This window comes from Vibrio sp. Of7-15 (assembly GCF_022347565.1).
In the GTDB taxonomy this organism is placed as follows: domain Bacteria; phylum Pseudomonadota; class Gammaproteobacteria; order Enterobacterales; family Vibrionaceae; genus NORP241.
Window position 1 is genome coordinate 1 of sequence record NZ_JAKRGH010000048.1, and the last position, 15,676, is coordinate 15,676.

Genomic DNA, 15,676 nt, shown 5'->3' on the forward strand with positions numbered 1-15,676 from the left:
CTCAATCACACCAGACATGAACATGTCTTTGACTGATACGTCATAGGTTTGTTTATGCAGATTTCTGATCGGCAGTGAACCTCGAACCGCAATCCCCATTCTTTTATCTGAAACACACCCATTCATTTCATAACAAACGGTAGCGTCATCCAGTTGCCATGGTAATTTCATATTCACCTATCCTGTTTAATATATAAACTATTTTATAAAATAGTATCGACACTAATGAAATATCAATAGGTAAGGTGAATAACATTGGAAGTAAGGTGGCATTATTATCAATGCTAGCAATAACATATTGTGATATTTTGCCCATTTCTATAGTAAGCTTGCTATTACATAGGCGACCTTTACTCGCTATATTTTAGTCGTATCAAAAAAGAGCAACCATGAATATTCCAACACAGTACATCTATTTTGAACACCGATTCACTGTTAATACCTCAGAATTTATTCTTTTCACATCAGCCAATGTGAATTACCCAATTTTACAAGATTCAAACGGTGATTTATTTTCACCAAACTTATATTTTAAGCCACACCCACAAGAGCTACTCACTGAACGAGATAGTCAAAATTTCGTAGATGGATATTTTGCCGACTCTTTTGAGCTTGAATCTTTTAAGGTGGCGTACGAAGAAGATAAAATTATCATTACAGAATTACACTATTTGCAACTGAGTACGGAAGAACCGACAAAGATTAAAGACACCACCCTTGCTTATGGCCATGGGAATGACATCTATGAACAGCACACATTTGATATCATCCCAATGTTACAACCCATTGCTAACCCTAACTACCCACCAGCTCTATCGAACAGCAGTACAGATAATCGGTTTGAATCTACCCTACGTTTATACAAACGAATAGAAGAGCTTAAATAGAATCAACGATCAGCCACTAAGACAGGTGTTCAATTATTTCTGAGGCAATCTGGTTAAGTACAGCTTGCCCAGCGTTTGAGTGAGTATCCAATTCACACCACCCATCGGTACCCATGAATTCCACCTTATCGTAAGCTATACTGGGTTCACGAGTATTCATAGCAAGCGAGCCAGATAAACGAAAAATGCCGAGTTTGGTTTCTATACGTGTTATATCAAATTCCATCACAGCTCTCTTATATAAAAACTACAAATGCCGAGTATAAAAGCATCTCTCTATGTGTTTTTGACAGCTTACGAGTCTACCCAACTAGCATCCAATGAACGACAACTACTGAGGTCGTAGACCAAAATAGCAAGCTTTTAACAGGTAGTGCATGCACCAACAAGCTAGGCGAGTCCTTAACTACGCTCCAATCCGGCGCAAAAGTATTCCGACCATCAAAACACGTAACTAACGAATAAAAGCGCTTCACATAAGGATGGGCCAGTAAATATTTCGCATAACTGGAATAAATGACAAAGACACCAATCCCGCTCATCACTTCCACCAACATAATAAACTCAAGAGTGAAAGGGAGTAATGCAGGGCCGCCAATAATCAAAATTGCAGCAAAAATCCATTTTTTATTTTTCAATATTTATCCTTAAAATAAGACATAAGTTTATCTCTATAATAGTTAAAAGTGCATCTTAAGCTACTGGTTTATAACTACTTAAGTGAAAATCACATTCATTTCATGGAAATACGTGGGAACGGTCGAAGAAAAGTTGAGCAGTATTCTACAATAAAAAATGGAGCCCAAATCGTTTTGAGCTCCATTTTCACAATAACGGCAATAAAAGTAATTTAGACGTAATAAGCTTCTACTGTGCCTTTTAAAGTAATCAACATAGGCTGACCACGGCGATCTAACGCTTTAGGTGACGGGATTTTTACCCAACCTTCACTAATGCAATATTCCTCGACATCCGTACGCTCTTTACCGTTAAGGCGAATACCAATTTGGTGCTCGAAGCATTCCGCCACATAGTGTGGGCTACGAGGATTGCCAGAAAGGTGATCGGGTAGAGTTGGCTTTGAATTAGTATCGCTCATGTTAATGACCTGAAGTATGTAAACAATGTGCCATTGTAGACAATGCCCGTCTTATGCTCAAGAACTGTAATGTTTATTGTCAATAAAGTAACGGGCGATTTAAAACCCGTGCAATTCACTGAACAAATAAACTAAATCGGTTTCACTGTATCAGCAGGAACCCACCCAATATCGCCATTTTCTCTGGTTACTCTAAACCACGCATTAAGCTCAAATTGAACGCAAAATTTTTCCCCAACCGTAGTATTAAGTTCCACCGCATCATAATCGTGCAAGAGGATACCTGTTTTTCCCCCAGACGACGATTCATCGACGTACTGAATCGGGGCCCAACCTTGAGAGCCAGCTTCTGTAGTTATAAATATCCAGTTCGGGTATTCATCATCCATTTCACCCAACACCACCTGCTCACCTTTTTTAAGGAAAATAGGGTTAGGGTATTCCGTAACATGTGCTTTTATTGCCACTACGTCCATATTTATTCCTTAACATATTTACATCACAGATGGCCGTATTACCTTGAAGAGGCACAGACTAGATCATGACAATTTAGTCACCAACTCCGCACTCCGCACATTCATCATAAGTGCGTTCACCTTCACTGATCACAATGTACTGACCCACACAGTTTTCACACAGTGCCAGCTTTGGATACGCTTCTTTGGTCTTTTTAGAGGTCATATCGCCCTCTATCGTATAGTACTTTCTCATTTTTATACCCTAGATCATTTGATGGCGGGGGATTGTACACGCATAAGTACCCAGTATGAAACAAACCAGAATCTAAAGATCAGTATTCAGTAAGCCAACCTTGACTTAAGAAACTTACGGCTATTGTGATTGATTCAAACCTAACTCTCGCTGTTTGCGTTTACTTAGCCCAAGAGAGACTAACCGATAAGACTCCGTAAGATAATATTTTAACTCGTCGTCCAATGCGCCTGATGTTTCTGTTTGCTGTATCCATTTCATACCACGATTAGCAAAGTACGGCGCAGGCTGGTAGCCGTCATGATCACTCAAAAACTCAAAATTTAAATCAGATGTTTTAAAGGTAAAGGCTGGTTGATCATTGCTCCCCCAGCCCCCGATAGCAAACACCTTACCACCCACTTTCCACACATGGGCGTTCCCCCATTGAACAACGTGTGTCGTCGCGGGAAAGGAGCCACAAAACTCATTATATTCATCGTAATTCATTGCTTCTCCTGAAGGTTAACCCCACAACGCGCCTAATCAGGCTGACTTTATCACCTTAGAAAAAACGATAGGCAAAAACCAGCAGTGAAATAATACATTCACGTCTAACGGTACATGGCTGATGTTATAAATTCACCAAACGTTTCACACCAGACAATAACCGAATTATAGTTCGATGGATCGACATCTGAAGGTACAGACACCACAAAGTTTTCAAAGGTATCAACATCTCCCACAAGAACCATGTTTGGCTTCAAGCGATTAAAGTCCAGCTCCGTTTCTACATATTCAGTGGAAAGGTAGAGCTTGTAGTCTGGCCCTGGAGCCAACTCTCCCTTAAATGTAATAAAATCAGTCCCAATCGACACTTGGCCTTCCCCCCAGTGAAATGCGTCACTGTCTTTGAGCTCTTTCTTAAACTCAGCAGCATATTGAGCTTGCGACGACATTTCCGTTATCTCAACTTCTGTTGGCGGCGTTGGTGCAATAAGGATCGGGAGCATGTATATTCCAAGCGCAAATCCCGCCGCTCCCACAGATAAGTGGCTTATTGTTAGTGTAAGCAATGATTTGATTTTCATTAAACCTCCAATTTTCCTTTAACTCAAAATAAGATACAAAAGTGTAAGCCCAAATAGGCCACTAGCTTAATAACCTCTTTTCATCAACAGTTCAATGATGGTTTCACCTTCGTATTCCTCTCAACAAAGCCAGCCCAATAACACCAACAATCAAAAACGTCACTCGCCCCCTCCCATGAAGCTATTTTTATACTTTTACTTTGATCAGCGGCTGAAAAATGAGCGCTGTATGAGTCGAGACAAGCCCCACAAGAAGTGAAAGCCAAAATCCAGCATAACCATACGTAAACGAAGTCAATGCAGATCCTGCCAGCACAATTAACCAGTACCGGTATGGCTTAACCCGCCAACCTTCGTGGCAACGGTTACATAAACTAGGCTTATCGACATGAACTTTTAATTTTTCATACACAGAGATTGATTTTTCTTTACAGCTTGGGCACTTAAACAAGTGATACCTCATTAATATAATGAACAAAACACTGAGTAAAGCTGGCCTTTATTATAAAAGCCATCAATAACACATTATTCATCATATAAATTGAAACAACCCAAAGTAGCAAGCATTTTATTGAGCTTGATGTGATTTATTATTCCCCAGCCTAAATCGATGATTTTATAGCCTTAATCATGGCTTGCATTTTTGCATTTGTAGCAATTTTCACAACTCCACCCTGTTTTTTTATCTCAATTAAATCAGGAATAACAAGCTGGTTACCTTGCCTATTGACAATCGTTTTATAGACGGCATAACCGCTCGATTGGCTATCATCAACCGCCCCCACATATTCAAAATTGGCCAGCTTGATGATTGAGTTCGCGCGCGGATCTTGTTCAGAAGAGAATTTTAATATTTTCCCAAAGAAGACTGTAGATGACTCTTGTCGCAAATCATCGACCGTTTGATAATCAAAGAAAGGAGCTTGCTTTAGTTCACCAAATTTACCTTTGGAATCTGCTTTTATTGCTAGTGTCACAAACGTCTCTTTCACGGCCTCCAAATCTCGTTTATCTACATAACCTGAAGCAATCGTGTACTGTCCCTTTTTTAGCGCTTCCATATAACCTAAAACAACAGCCTCGGTGCTGCTCGCATGTGACGAAATCGGAAAAATAATGAACAGCGCCGGCAAAAGAAATTTAAACACACCTAATCCTCGATATAAGTAATCACAAAAATACCACTCACTATATAAAACCAGTTCCATTTTCACTCTAACTCTGCTCTAAAGCACCAATATTCTAGCTCAGACAGTTCGCTTTTTTAGGCTCATCAAATACAAATGAGTTACTGGTGACTTCAAAACTACTGCACTAAAAATGCCACAAGAGTTGAAGCATAAAATCAGATTCAAGCAATGAAAATTAGAGCTCTAATCATTTCAAAAATCAAAAAACAACAATTTTCAAGATCTAGATCGCATTAATGATATAGTTTTGTCCACAATTTGGATTTATAACCCAAGAATAAAAGGATGGTTAAATTTATCATTACTTAGAGTTCAAAGGATCTGTACCTAACATGATTACCACAGTACCTTGGGTGATGTACCCAGAGGTTATAAAGTCACAGCCTAAAAAATGGTGCTTTCGAGAACCTAAAATTACCGACGGTGATGCCGTATTTAGCCTCATTGCCAATTGCCCTCCCCTCGATGTCAATTCTTGTTATTGCAACTTTCTTCAATCCTCTCACTTCAGCAGCACTTGCCTAATTGCTGAATACGACAGTGAATTAGCTGGCTTCATTTCTGCTTATAAAAAGCCTGACGATCCTAGCGTGCTGTTTATTTGGCAAGTGGCAGTGTCACCACGCCACCGAGGTAAAGGGCTAGCGTACAACATGCTCCAAGTGCTATTACAACGAGACAATATAAAAAACATCCGTGCACTGGAAACAACAATCACCAACAACAATGACGCTTCATGGGCACTGTTTAAAAAGCTCGACGTTAATCAGGGGCAACACGGAACGATCACCACATTTCTTGATGAAAATACACACTTCAAAGGGAAACACGATACTGAATACCTGTATCACATCCCTTTAAATAATCCTCAATAAATAGGAATCTAATACGGTCTTATCATGGATATTTTTAACAAGCAGGAATCTAAAGTACGTTCATACTCAAACAGCTTTCCCGTCGTATTTCGCAAAGCTCAAGGGTGCTGGTTAGAAACAGAACAAGGGAAACGATATTTAGATTTTCTCGCTGGCGCTGGCTCACTTAACTACGGACATAACCACCCAACGCTAAAACAATCATTGCTTGACTATATTGAGATGGACGGCATCACACATAGCCTTGATATGCATTCAAACGCTAAAGCCACTTTTCTAGAAGCACTACAGCGCTGTATTCTTTCCCCAAGAAATTTAAATTACAAAGTGCAATTTACAGGCCCCACCGGAACCAATGCCGTTGAAGCAGCCATGAAACTGGCCCGAAAAGCAACGGGAAGAACTTCTATCGTCGCTTTCACTAATGGTTTTCACGGTTGTACCGCGGGTGCTTTGGCAGCCACGGGTAATCAACACCACCGACAAGGCTCTGGAATGAATTTACCCAATATCTCCCGCATTCCATTTGAAGATTATGCTGATATTGATGGCTTAACCCTATTCGAAACCATGCTAATGGATAGCTCCAGTGGCATGGACAAACCTGCCGCAGTACTGGTTGAAACGGTACAAGGCGAAGGTGGGTTAAACGTCGCATCTAACGCGTGGTTACAGCGCCTAAGCACAATCTGCCGTAGCCATGAGATTTTATTAATTGTTGATGACATCCAAGCGGGGTGTGGCCGCACAGGCACTTTCTTCAGCTTTGAGCCTTCGGGAATTAAACCAGACATCATTACTCTGTCAAAATCCATTGGTGGTTATGGGTTGCCCATGGCCGTAGTTCTACTCAGCCCTGAATTAGACATTTGGAAACCCGGTGAACATAACGGAACCTTCCGCGGTAACAATCACGCTTTTATCACCGCAGCCAAAGCGTTAGAAATTTATTGGTCGGATAAACAATTTGAGCAGCATATTCAAAGCTGCTCTGAGACGATCAGTAGGACCATTCAAACTGCCATTAAACGCTACCCTGAGCTGTTTGTGAAACAAAAAGGCCGAGGCATGATGATCGGCATTGAATGCATCAATGGTAAACTGTCTGATGATATTACAAAAACGTGTTTTGAAAACGGCATGATCATTGAAACCGCAGGATCCAATGGCGAGGTTGTTAAGTTTTTCTGTCCCCTAATCATTACTGAATCAGAATTGGAGCAAGGACTGGCCATTTTTGATAACGCAGTAGAACAAGTTGCCACCAAATACTTTAAACAAGCATCATAATTAAGGAAAAAAGATGATTGTAAGAACACTAGATGAGTGTCGCGACAGCGATCGACGAGTAGTATCAGACAACTGGGAAAGCGTCCGAATGCTATTAAAAGATGACAAGATGGGCTTTTCTTTTCATATTACAACCATCTACGAAGACACAGAAACGCATATTCACTATCAAAACCATCTTGAATCGGTTTACTGCATGAGTGGCGAAGGTGAGATAGAGGTGGTTGGTGGTGAGACATATCCTATCAAACCAGGCACCTTATACATACTTGATAAACATGATGAACACTTTTTACGAGCCCACAAAGGCAAAGAAATGGTCATGGCTTGTGTGTTTAACCCACCCATTACTGGGGCAGAAGTGCATGATGAAAATGGGGTTTACCCTTTAGTCGAAACAAACTAAGCCCCCTAATTAAATCATGGGGCCATAGCAACACGCCCCATTAATTATTAGTACTCACTCCAGACCAATCTAGACGCTTTCAGACCAGATTGATTTTAAATCAGGATTCCCATTTATCGAACAGAACTTCGATGTTATGACCATCTGGATCATGTACAAAGCAAGCATAATAATTCTCTGTGTAGTGAGGTCGAGGCCCTGGGGCTCCATTATCTTTAGCTCCAGCCTGTAGCGCAGCATTGTAAAATTCGTGAACCTTTTGTTGACTAGGAGCCCGAAACGCAATATGAAAGCGAGTTAAATCGCTTTTTGTCTCTGAACTACAGATCTCAAACAAAAAGCCTTTCCCTAAGTCAAAAGCCCAAAATTTGTCTTGTTCTCCAAATGCGAGTTTATAGCCTAACGGACGAAAAGCATCCTCATAAAACTTTCGGCTTCGTTCTAGGTCACTGACGGAGAGCGTAACGTGATCGATCATGTTCTTACCTGTAAGTCGATAAAAATAGTTTATTACCTTGATATTTTGAAGCGCAATGCAATATAAAGCTTGAAGATGTGCCGCGTGTTAAGTTCAGTTTGAGCGCTTTGTTATGTACGTGGGTGATGCTAAAAGACAATGAAGAAAGGAACAATACTAAGGCTTAGAATACCCCAGATATATTTATTCCAATCCCATAATCGCTTTCCACTAAAAGAGCTAAATGGAAAAAATGGTAAAACCACATCCAAAATAAGTAAACCAACACCAATAGAAAATGCAGTTTCGAAGCTCGATAAATACATGCTAGGTAATAAATTAAATTTAATGAGCCCTCCAATAGTCCATACGGCACCGATTAAACAAGCTGATGAGACTAATGCCATAACGCCCAAGTGCTGAAGATGTTCGTGATATTTCCAGTTATTCCCTCGCGGATACAAACTTCCTGGCGATACCATACCTCCACCAAACAGAAGAGCAATACAAAATGACAACGATAAACCTGACTCCCACATTCTCAACTCATATTTAATGTTATTCGCCCAAGCGACACACAACATTGCACTGTACCGTGTTTCATAAAAAGCACTAAAGCAAACGAGCAATGTTAATATACTCTCTACCGAAGAATAATCCTCTATCTCTTGCCGCCACAAAGCTATACTAAAAATTGTCACATGAGCGACTATGATGAAAAGTAGCTCGAATAACATATTAGATTTATCAGTATTACTGACTTGGGCTGTTCGGCTAGATTTTGACCACATAAAGTGGCCGATATCAAAAAAGTGATAACTATGAAACCATATTGGAAGGCAACCAAACCCATAAGCCTTAATTTGTTGAAGCAGAGATAGCCGATTAAATCCGCTGGTTACAAACAACTTGCTTGATCCAGTGTTATCTCCCTCGACACATGCAAATATATCTGAACATCCTTCTTTTTCTAAACACTTAACACCCTCATCAGCCAGTAATTGGCCAATGCCTTGACCGGAGTACCTAGGTGAACAGAATATAAGAGAGACTAAACCAGCTTTAATACTTTTTGGTAACAGGAACACTTTAAGGATTACGCCCCCAACAATTTCCCCATTCCTTTCCGCGACAAGAATATTATTTGAAAATGAAAAAAACAGTCTCATTAAAAATGGGAAAGCATCTTTCATTATTAACTTAATTATTTCCTTTTCCCCTGCTCTCATAGCTCGAATTTTGTAACTTTGTCCGACCACCTTTTGTATCCTTACTAATACATAACGTCCTGTTTTTACGAACTCCAAAAATACCTTTATTATTCAAAGAGCAGACACCGCCTTACCTTTTGAGCTAATGGATTCAACACAAAAACGAAAGAATGAAAGCAAAACTGCATGATATTCATATTCTACACAGTTCGCTGGAAAGTCCTTGCCCTAATATTCACAAAAAGAGACGCAAATCACTTATGGACTCTGTGCAATCATTGCTTAGTAATTACACTGACTTTATTAGGAAACAAAATATTTTATCGGTCAGATTATTACATTAATGAACCCGCACTTTATTGGGTTTCATACCCCTTTATTCTCATGGCGAGGAACAATTATCGAGCATAAATTATGTGGGGATCCCCAGCGCCTGAAATAAAGTGCCTCACGTTAAATCAACATCGCACTCCTAATTCCAAACCAAAAATGCCGAGTTAATAGGTATCTGATTGCTTTGTTATATTAAGATCCTTTACGGTATACACAAGACAAGCCTGACGTACTTTATAAATATTAGCTGACACCAACTCAATGCTTTTCTATCTCAGATAAAAAACTATCAAGTATTTTCCGACTTTTCTCCAATTTCGCTGCCTTTTGGTCGGCAATTCGAACTTGTTCATGCAAAAGATTTCTAAGCTCATCACAAGGTTCCAAAACAGGTTCTTCACCTCTTACACATGGCAAAAACAGCAAAATGGTGGCCAAGTTCATACCCGCAGAGCTAAGTAGTTTGATCCGCTCTAATGTACGAACTTCTTTATGGTCGAAGTCCCGATACCCCGTAACCGTTCGCTTAGGTTTTAGTAATCCTTGCTCTTCGTAATAGCGGAGCATACGTATACTCACACCTGTTTTTTTAGACAATTCACCTATTTTCATACTTACCCCTTGACCCTCACAGCACTGTGAGGGTTTATGCTAATAGCCCAACAACGTTTATTCAATTAGGGCCTTAAGATATGACAACAAAAATTCTCACTGACCAAACTTTTTTAAATGGGCAATCTGTACCAAATTCTGAAATAACAAACTTAGTATTTGCAGGATTTGCTCACTTCACCGCACTACAGGTTCGAAACAAAATGATAAAGGGATTAGATCTGCACCTAGAAAGATTACGTCAAGCTTCCATTGAGCTTTATGGTAAAACATTAGCCGATGAACTTGTACGATCCTACATTCACTCAGCCGTTGAGAGTGGCCCTGTCGATCAATCACTAACGGTTACCATATACTCACCCAAAGGGGAATTTACGGCCGACAGCATGGACGTTGAACCCAAAGTATTAATCCGTACAGCTCCACCAGAGAATGGTCCCACAGGCTCACTTCGTTTAGCAGCAATTAACCATGACAGGCCACTGGCTGAAATTAAGCACGTTGGTGAAATAGGCAAGACTTACTACTTACACCAAGCCGTACGGCAAGGCTTTGATGACGCTGTATTTATGAACACTAGCGGCTACCTAAGCGAAGGAACTATATGGAATCTGGCCTTTTGGGATGGCAAAACCGTGATTTGGCCAAAAGCACGCATACTCAAAGGAACTATGATGGCCATGGTACAAAGACAGTTAAGCCAGCTTAAAATTCCGCAGCGCAGCGAACCCATAACTCTTAACCGACTTTCAGAACTAAAAGGTGCCGCGGTGATGAATTCATGGACTCCAGGTGTTAGCATTTCTGAAATTGCATCAAATATTTTCACCAATTCCGATCAACTAATCTCACTACTTCATAGAGCTTACAAAACAGAGCCCGCAAAAAAGTTTTAAAAAGCATTCATGACATTTAAAACATTTTTATTACTAGCTGATGATTTAAGTTACGTAAGAATATAATGCCATTTTAATAGACAAATTTTACTGGTTGATTTTTACCTACGATGTAAAAGATAAAAAGAAACACGGTAAAATTTGTCCTATTTAGAGGATTATTAGATATATTTTTCAAGCTTATTCTCATATTACTTTATTTATCTATCTCTATCTTTATTTGAATTGAGATTTAAAATCCGTCTTGAACGCCTTTTTATGCAAAAATGCCTATAACGCCTGTAAATACATAAACTGGAAGTACTGGCCACATCATCAACAAGCTCCAATTCTCGGTCCAAGATGATTGAAGATCATAAGAAGAGTCTATTTGGCTATGTTTCAGTAATTTCGAACTGAAAGCATCATTTAACTGGTGCCCAGACATGGTTGCCTCATAACCATCTACAGAAAAAACTGGATAGTATAATGTTCCTAAATCTGGATGAAGTACAAATACACGAGTTAATTTCCAAACACCATCGCAAGAAACGCTGCGCCTACTGACCACATACTGCTCTTCAATATCTGCTCCTTGCGGCACCAAAGTGTCATATTCATACCCAGTAAAACCTTGTTCAAACGTGATGGCTTCCCAACCGCACTCCGCGATAAACTCAGTTCCTAGCCAAGGATATATCATTTTATTTTCTTCTTGATTCCAAACTAACGGGATAGAAAAGATGATGACAGCGGCAATACAGCTTATTTTCACTTTTAACGAAAAATCCTTCAAAGTAAAAATAAAACCAACCATAAAAGGCGATGCCAGTAGAAAACCACTTATGCCTTGATTTACCGCTCCAGCGCCAATGAATAAAGTACATACTGCTAAAATCAAACAAGATTTTGTCTTATGCATAATTTTAAACCTATCGTTTCATACAACGCTTCAACAAGCCGCGAGCAATAAATGGTTATAATTGCGATCGAAGTGAACGCAGCCAACTATTTATCCATCCGACTTAATTGCCTTGTTAAATGCCTAATTCACCATAACCTAACAGCTACAGTTTTTGTTCCATTTTTGATATCTTTTCAACAGCCAGTTCATGCCAAAAAGAAAATAACGTTGCTTTAGATATACCTTTCATATGCTTTGGCTCTACTTAACCAAAAACATTTTCCCAGAGAACTAGACTTAACACGAAAGCTGAAATACACCATTCAGTTTCATGAGTAAGTGATACGTTGGCATGTTTGTTATTTATATCAGATAACCCAGAATACAAGCTCAATAGAAGTTACAGAGTCTATTCAATACCTTAGCCATTAAGTGATTAACCCAATAACTCACACGGCCTCCCTCAGCACTTAAACATACAATAAGGTGCCCTATACCAAACTAACAAGGCACATCGGCTTTCTTACCAAAACTGCCGAGTGTAACAGGCCACCTTGAATGCCTTATTATACGATTACTTCAGAAAGCCCGAAATTAGGTCTTTTATTGCAGACAAAGAGGCTTTGAAGTTAAACCAAGATACCGAGCCAGAAGCAAACGCCAGCGCCCACACGACCCCTAAGTGAATATCGCCGTTTCTTACAGAGTTAATAAGAAGTAAAGAAACAACCAACCCACCAACTATTCCTTGCATTACCCACACAAATAACCACACCATCCCTTTCTTAGTAACTTCATCATTGAGTACTTCAGTGTCAGGGAAGTTTAATTGCTCTTTATTATCACCATGCAATTTTTTGAGAGCACACCCAAGCGCTGTAATCGTGCCTGCGAATAGTGAAACACCAAAATATATAAACATAAATATAAATAAGTCCAACTTTTACTCCTTTGTAATGTGTATAAATTCAATTGTATAACGCTTACAACTTACGAATCCCCACAAAATACCTTTATTGTTCAATAAGTAGACACGCACCTTACCTTCTGATCTAATGGATTCACTACAAACACAAAAGAGTGAAAGCAAAATGTACACTGACTTTATGGGGACGCTCTCTTCCCTCAAAGGCCCAGACGAAGCACTGTATCAATCGTTTCTTAGGTAACCATCACCTACATCCTGATAGGCTCGACAAATACGAACGGCTTATGCTGTTAAAGGCTTCTATTACCGTAGAATGGCGTTCTGTGACGCTTTTCGAGCAAATTTTTACCTTCAAAAACTATAATTCTCCGTGCAGTCATCAGCAATTTATTGATAATTTCAAAGCCGTTCTCCCTTCACATGTCATCCCTATTATCGTGACTGATGCTGGCTTTCGCAATACTTGGTTTAGACAAATTGATGACATGTTCTGATGCTACCTTAGTCGAGTCAGAGGAGACGAAAACGTCTTAATGAAAACCAATAAAAACTCGATAAATACCTGTTTAATAAAAAATGAGGAATACCAATCTCACACAATTAGCTAAACGAAAGCCATTGCAATGCCATTTACATCTTTATAAAAAAACAAGCCTCTAAAAAGCGTAAAGATCGTCACAAAGGTCGAGAGGACTTCTCTGCTCAAACTGGCCAAAAAAGTCGGCTTAAGCGCCTTATTAGGGCTTAAGCCCCTCTGCAACAAACCTGCTACCCAGTGAGCCCATTAATAGAGCTAACCCTTTATTTATGTGAGTTTTGAATTTCAAATAACTCGCTTGGGCTTTCGGGCTTGATAATAAAACCGCAACGAATAAATACCAAGAGACATTCAAAACAAACACGCCAATGACCAATATTGATGTAGTGTAAGCAGGGGCTTGGGCTGGCAATAATGCAGCGAACACACTACTGAATACGATAGCAGTTTTAGGGTTACTTAACTGTGTGGCTAAACCAAGAAACACAGCTTTAAAGACAGCTGGCTTTTTTGTTAATGGCGCGTCAGAAGAAACGACTTTGCTTTTGCTATCACGCCACATTATGAAGCCTAAATAACATAGATATAAGCCACCAAGGACTTTGAAAGCGATATAAGCTTCGGGGACAGCGTCAAAAAGTGCAATAAGGCCAATTGAGGCAACAAATGCGAAGGTACTCGCCCCCAATCCTAAACCTATCGAGATACACATGGCTTCAAGCCTTGATTTTGACATGGCTGTTTGCGCAACCAGAATAAATGAAGGGCCAGGTGTCATAGCACCAAAAAGCAATAGTGTCGCTATTGGTAACAGAAAAATGTATTGATCCAAAATTTATTTCATCCTTGTTCTAATTTGAGTGAGCCTTTAACGCTGCACTAAGCTGCATGAAACTGTGGCATATACTTTGTTTGGCAAAAGTGCCGCGTGTTGGGGGTCTGTTTGAGTGCCTTGATAATCATTTGGAATGATAGTCTTCAATATGTACATGATTGATAATATTAGCGGCTTCTTTACCGTCTAGTTTCTCTCTCCAAGAAAGCCAATTATCTTTCGTGTAGTGATCTGATAATAAAATATTTTCTTCGACTAAGATCAATTTTGGGTACAGTATCGCTGCATACTTGAAAACATCCTGAGCTTTGGTATTTAACTCCGCAAAACACCTAAAGTCATTAGTTGGATGAGGTTCAATTTACCAGTTTATAAACTCATCCAGATTGGTCTTATTTTCTTGGACTAGTAAGTAGATATCTTTCACGATTTCTCCTTTAGGCATCAAGGCCGTATTAAGATGAGCCACGCTACCTAGACTATTGTGCCGTAAACACTAAATTCAAAGCTACGAGATGGCGTCATGTGGGATGAAAACACAACTACAAATTAGTTATTGACGCCAGAGTCGTTTGTTATATTTTTATGTTACACACCAAGACTTTTCAATAAGCAGCTCATCACCGCTGTAAATTCTCGCCAGCAATAAATCACCTAAGTTAAGTAGACCCACACCTTTTGGTGTTCCAGTCATTACAATATCTCCATCAACTAGTGTAAAGTCATTACTAATATAGCTTATCAAATCTTGAGGTTTATAAATCATCAACTCGTACGTTGCGTGCTGCCTTAGTTCATTGTTTACGTATAACTCCATTTGGTAGCTATCTAAGTCGCTGCTACAAGTAATAAATTCACTAAATACCGCAGATTTATCGAATGATTTTGCTCTTTCCCAAGGTAGTCCCTTCGCCTTTAGCTTTTGCTGAACCACTCTTTTCGTCAAATCCAGCCCAACCCCAATGGCTGCAATGCCCCCCTTTTTAACCAAAAAGCAAATTTCACTTTCATAGTGTATTTCTTCAATTCCCCCACTTTCGACAATATCTGATATCGCAGAGTTAGGCTTAATAAAAATCACTGGTTCAGTTGGCATTTCATTTTCAAGCTCTTGAATATGCTCGACATAATTCCTACCAATACAGACTATTTTGGACGGTGAAATTGCATTTCCATTTAAAATTACGTGTTTCAAATCGTTCCCTCAGTTGATGAGCCTCGGCTCAAGGTTCGCCTAAAAATATAACGCCGTGTTAGGGTATGAGTAACGCTACCACGAACCTAAATCATTGCGCTGTAAACACGAAACCCAACCTTGAACTAAAAATGCCAAGCGTTGGGCATCACTCTTAAACAGTTTGTATGGATAATAACTCACGAATTCGGGTAATGTGAGACCCAGGCTTTAGCTGCAACTAAAGCTTTCCATGTAGTAGTTCGATTGAACGCTGGATC

Annotated in this window: 21 protein-coding genes and 1 pseudogene; 6 read left to right on the forward strand and 16 right to left on the reverse strand. The window is 39.6% G+C overall.

Features of this window, described 5'->3' with window-relative positions:
- The first annotated feature begins 389 nt into the window (after positions 1-389).
- Positions 390-887 carry a hypothetical protein gene (locus MHO82_RS24975; RefSeq protein ID WP_239189194.1) on the forward strand — a complete coding sequence of 166 codons (498 nt, stop codon included), beginning with the start codon at positions 390-392 and terminating at the stop codon, positions 885-887.
- A gap of 16 nt (positions 888-903) precedes the next feature.
- On the opposite strand, the gene MHO82_RS24980 is transcribed toward MHO82_RS24975, so the two are convergent.
- The 9 genes from MHO82_RS24980 to MHO82_RS25020 form a co-directional block, all read right to left on the reverse strand.
- Complete coding sequence (locus tag MHO82_RS24980; RefSeq protein ID WP_239189196.1) at positions 904-1,113, reverse strand: hypothetical protein; 210 nt, start codon at positions 1,111-1,113, stop codon at positions 904-906.
- A 76-nt stretch (positions 1,114-1,189) separates the two neighbouring features.
- Complete coding sequence (locus tag MHO82_RS24985; protein WP_239189200.1) at positions 1,190-1,525, reverse strand: hypothetical protein; 336 nt, start codon at positions 1,523-1,525, stop codon at positions 1,190-1,192.
- A gap of 212 nt (positions 1,526-1,737) precedes the next feature.
- Positions 1,738-1,986: a DUF3297 family protein gene (locus MHO82_RS24990; RefSeq protein WP_239189203.1), complete on the reverse strand. Its 249-nt coding sequence runs from the start codon at positions 1,984-1,986 to the stop codon at positions 1,738-1,740.
- Between the two features lie 131 nt (positions 1,987-2,117).
- Positions 2,118-2,462, reverse strand: a complete 345-nt coding sequence (locus MHO82_RS24995; protein WP_239189206.1) for an SH3 domain-containing protein — start codon at positions 2,460-2,462, stop codon at positions 2,118-2,120.
- 73 nt (positions 2,463-2,535) lie between these two features.
- Positions 2,536-2,697 carry a hypothetical protein gene (locus MHO82_RS25000; protein WP_239189209.1) on the reverse strand — a complete coding sequence of 54 codons (162 nt, stop codon included), beginning with the start codon at positions 2,695-2,697 and terminating at the stop codon, positions 2,536-2,538.
- Positions 2,698-2,817: 120 nt separating this feature from the next.
- Positions 2,818-3,186: an MmcQ/YjbR family DNA-binding protein gene (locus tag MHO82_RS25005; RefSeq protein ID WP_239189212.1), complete on the reverse strand. Its 369-nt coding sequence runs from the start codon at positions 3,184-3,186 to the stop codon at positions 2,818-2,820.
- Between the two features lie 104 nt (positions 3,187-3,290).
- The gene (locus MHO82_RS25010; protein ID WP_239189215.1) at positions 3,291-3,767 is read right to left on the reverse strand and encodes a DM13 domain-containing protein; all 477 of its coding nucleotides are present in this window, start codon (positions 3,765-3,767) and stop codon (positions 3,291-3,293) included.
- 187 nt (positions 3,768-3,954) lie between these two features.
- Positions 3,955-4,218: a hypothetical protein gene (locus MHO82_RS25015; protein ID WP_239189217.1), complete on the reverse strand. Its 264-nt coding sequence runs from the start codon at positions 4,216-4,218 to the stop codon at positions 3,955-3,957.
- A 151-nt stretch (positions 4,219-4,369) separates the two neighbouring features.
- Positions 4,370-4,981 carry a hypothetical protein gene (locus tag MHO82_RS25020; RefSeq protein WP_239189219.1) on the reverse strand — a complete coding sequence of 204 codons (612 nt, stop codon included), beginning with the start codon at positions 4,979-4,981 and terminating at the stop codon, positions 4,370-4,372.
- Between the two features lie 308 nt (positions 4,982-5,289).
- On the opposite strand from MHO82_RS25020, the gene ectA reads away from it, so the two are divergent.
- The 3 genes from ectA to MHO82_RS25035 are packed head-to-tail and all read left to right on the forward strand — an operon-like array spanning position 5,290 to position 7,528.
- Positions 5,290-5,832, forward strand: coding sequence for a diaminobutyrate acetyltransferase (ectA, locus tag MHO82_RS25025; RefSeq protein ID WP_239189221.1), 543 nt, complete (start codon positions 5,290-5,292; stop codon positions 5,830-5,832).
- Between the two features lie 24 nt (positions 5,833-5,856).
- Positions 5,857-7,122: a diaminobutyrate--2-oxoglutarate transaminase gene (gene ectB / locus MHO82_RS25030; RefSeq protein WP_239189223.1), complete on the forward strand. Its 1,266-nt coding sequence runs from the start codon at positions 5,857-5,859 to the stop codon at positions 7,120-7,122.
- A gap of 13 nt (positions 7,123-7,135) precedes the next feature.
- A complete protein-coding gene (locus tag MHO82_RS25035; protein WP_239189225.1) occupies positions 7,136-7,528 on the forward strand; it encodes an ectoine synthase in 393 nt (130 codons plus the stop codon).
- 100 nt (positions 7,529-7,628) lie between these two features.
- Here the strand turns inward: MHO82_RS25035 and MHO82_RS25040 are convergent, their stop codons facing one another.
- The 3 genes from MHO82_RS25040 to MHO82_RS25050 all read right to left on the reverse strand — a co-directional run bounded on the left by MHO82_RS25040 (position 7,629) and on the right by MHO82_RS25050 (position 10,141).
- Positions 7,629-8,006: a VOC family protein gene (locus MHO82_RS25040; protein ID WP_239189227.1), complete on the reverse strand. Its 378-nt coding sequence runs from the start codon at positions 8,004-8,006 to the stop codon at positions 7,629-7,631.
- A gap of 128 nt (positions 8,007-8,134) precedes the next feature.
- Entirely contained in the window at positions 8,135-9,244 is a 1,110-nt protein-coding gene (locus MHO82_RS25045; RefSeq protein WP_239189229.1) for a GNAT family N-acetyltransferase, read from the reverse strand.
- Positions 9,245-9,787: 543 nt separating this feature from the next.
- Positions 9,788-10,141: a MerR family transcriptional regulator gene (locus MHO82_RS25050; protein WP_239189231.1), complete on the reverse strand. Its 354-nt coding sequence runs from the start codon at positions 10,139-10,141 to the stop codon at positions 9,788-9,790.
- An 80-nt stretch (positions 10,142-10,221) separates the two neighbouring features.
- Here MHO82_RS25050 and MHO82_RS25055 point away from each other — a divergent pair, with 80 nt between their 5' ends.
- Positions 10,222-11,037, forward strand: a complete 816-nt coding sequence (locus tag MHO82_RS25055; protein ID WP_239189233.1) for an aminotransferase class IV family protein — start codon at positions 10,222-10,224, stop codon at positions 11,035-11,037.
- 256 nt (positions 11,038-11,293) lie between these two features.
- On the opposite strand, the gene MHO82_RS25060 is transcribed toward MHO82_RS25055, so the two are convergent.
- Together MHO82_RS25060 and MHO82_RS25065 are read right to left on the reverse strand one after the other, a co-directional pair.
- Positions 11,294-11,938 carry a hypothetical protein gene (locus MHO82_RS25060; RefSeq protein WP_239189236.1) on the reverse strand — a complete coding sequence of 215 codons (645 nt, stop codon included), beginning with the start codon at positions 11,936-11,938 and terminating at the stop codon, positions 11,294-11,296.
- Between the two features lie 556 nt (positions 11,939-12,494).
- Positions 12,495-12,860 (reverse strand): hypothetical protein, encoded by a 366-nt coding sequence (locus tag MHO82_RS25065; protein WP_239189239.1) that lies wholly within the window; start codon positions 12,858-12,860, stop codon positions 12,495-12,497.
- A 112-nt stretch (positions 12,861-12,972) separates the two neighbouring features.
- Between MHO82_RS25065 and MHO82_RS25070 the strand changes: the two are divergent.
- A pseudogene (locus MHO82_RS25070) lies at positions 12,973-13,578 on the forward strand (IS4 family transposase); the annotation flags it as partial.
- Between the two features lie 7 nt (positions 13,579-13,585).
- Here the strand turns inward: MHO82_RS25070 and MHO82_RS25075 are convergent.
- Both MHO82_RS25075 and MHO82_RS25080 read right to left on the reverse strand, forming a co-directional pair.
- Complete coding sequence (locus tag MHO82_RS25075) at positions 13,586-14,221, reverse strand: LysE family transporter (RefSeq protein ID WP_343299994.1); 636 nt, start codon at positions 14,219-14,221, stop codon at positions 13,586-13,588.
- A 583-nt stretch (positions 14,222-14,804) separates the two neighbouring features.
- On the reverse strand, positions 14,805-15,416 hold the full coding sequence (locus MHO82_RS25080; protein WP_239189245.1) for a fumarylacetoacetate hydrolase family protein: 612 nt from the start codon (positions 15,414-15,416) through the stop codon (positions 14,805-14,807).
- Between the last annotated feature and the right edge of the window lie 260 nt (positions 15,417-15,676).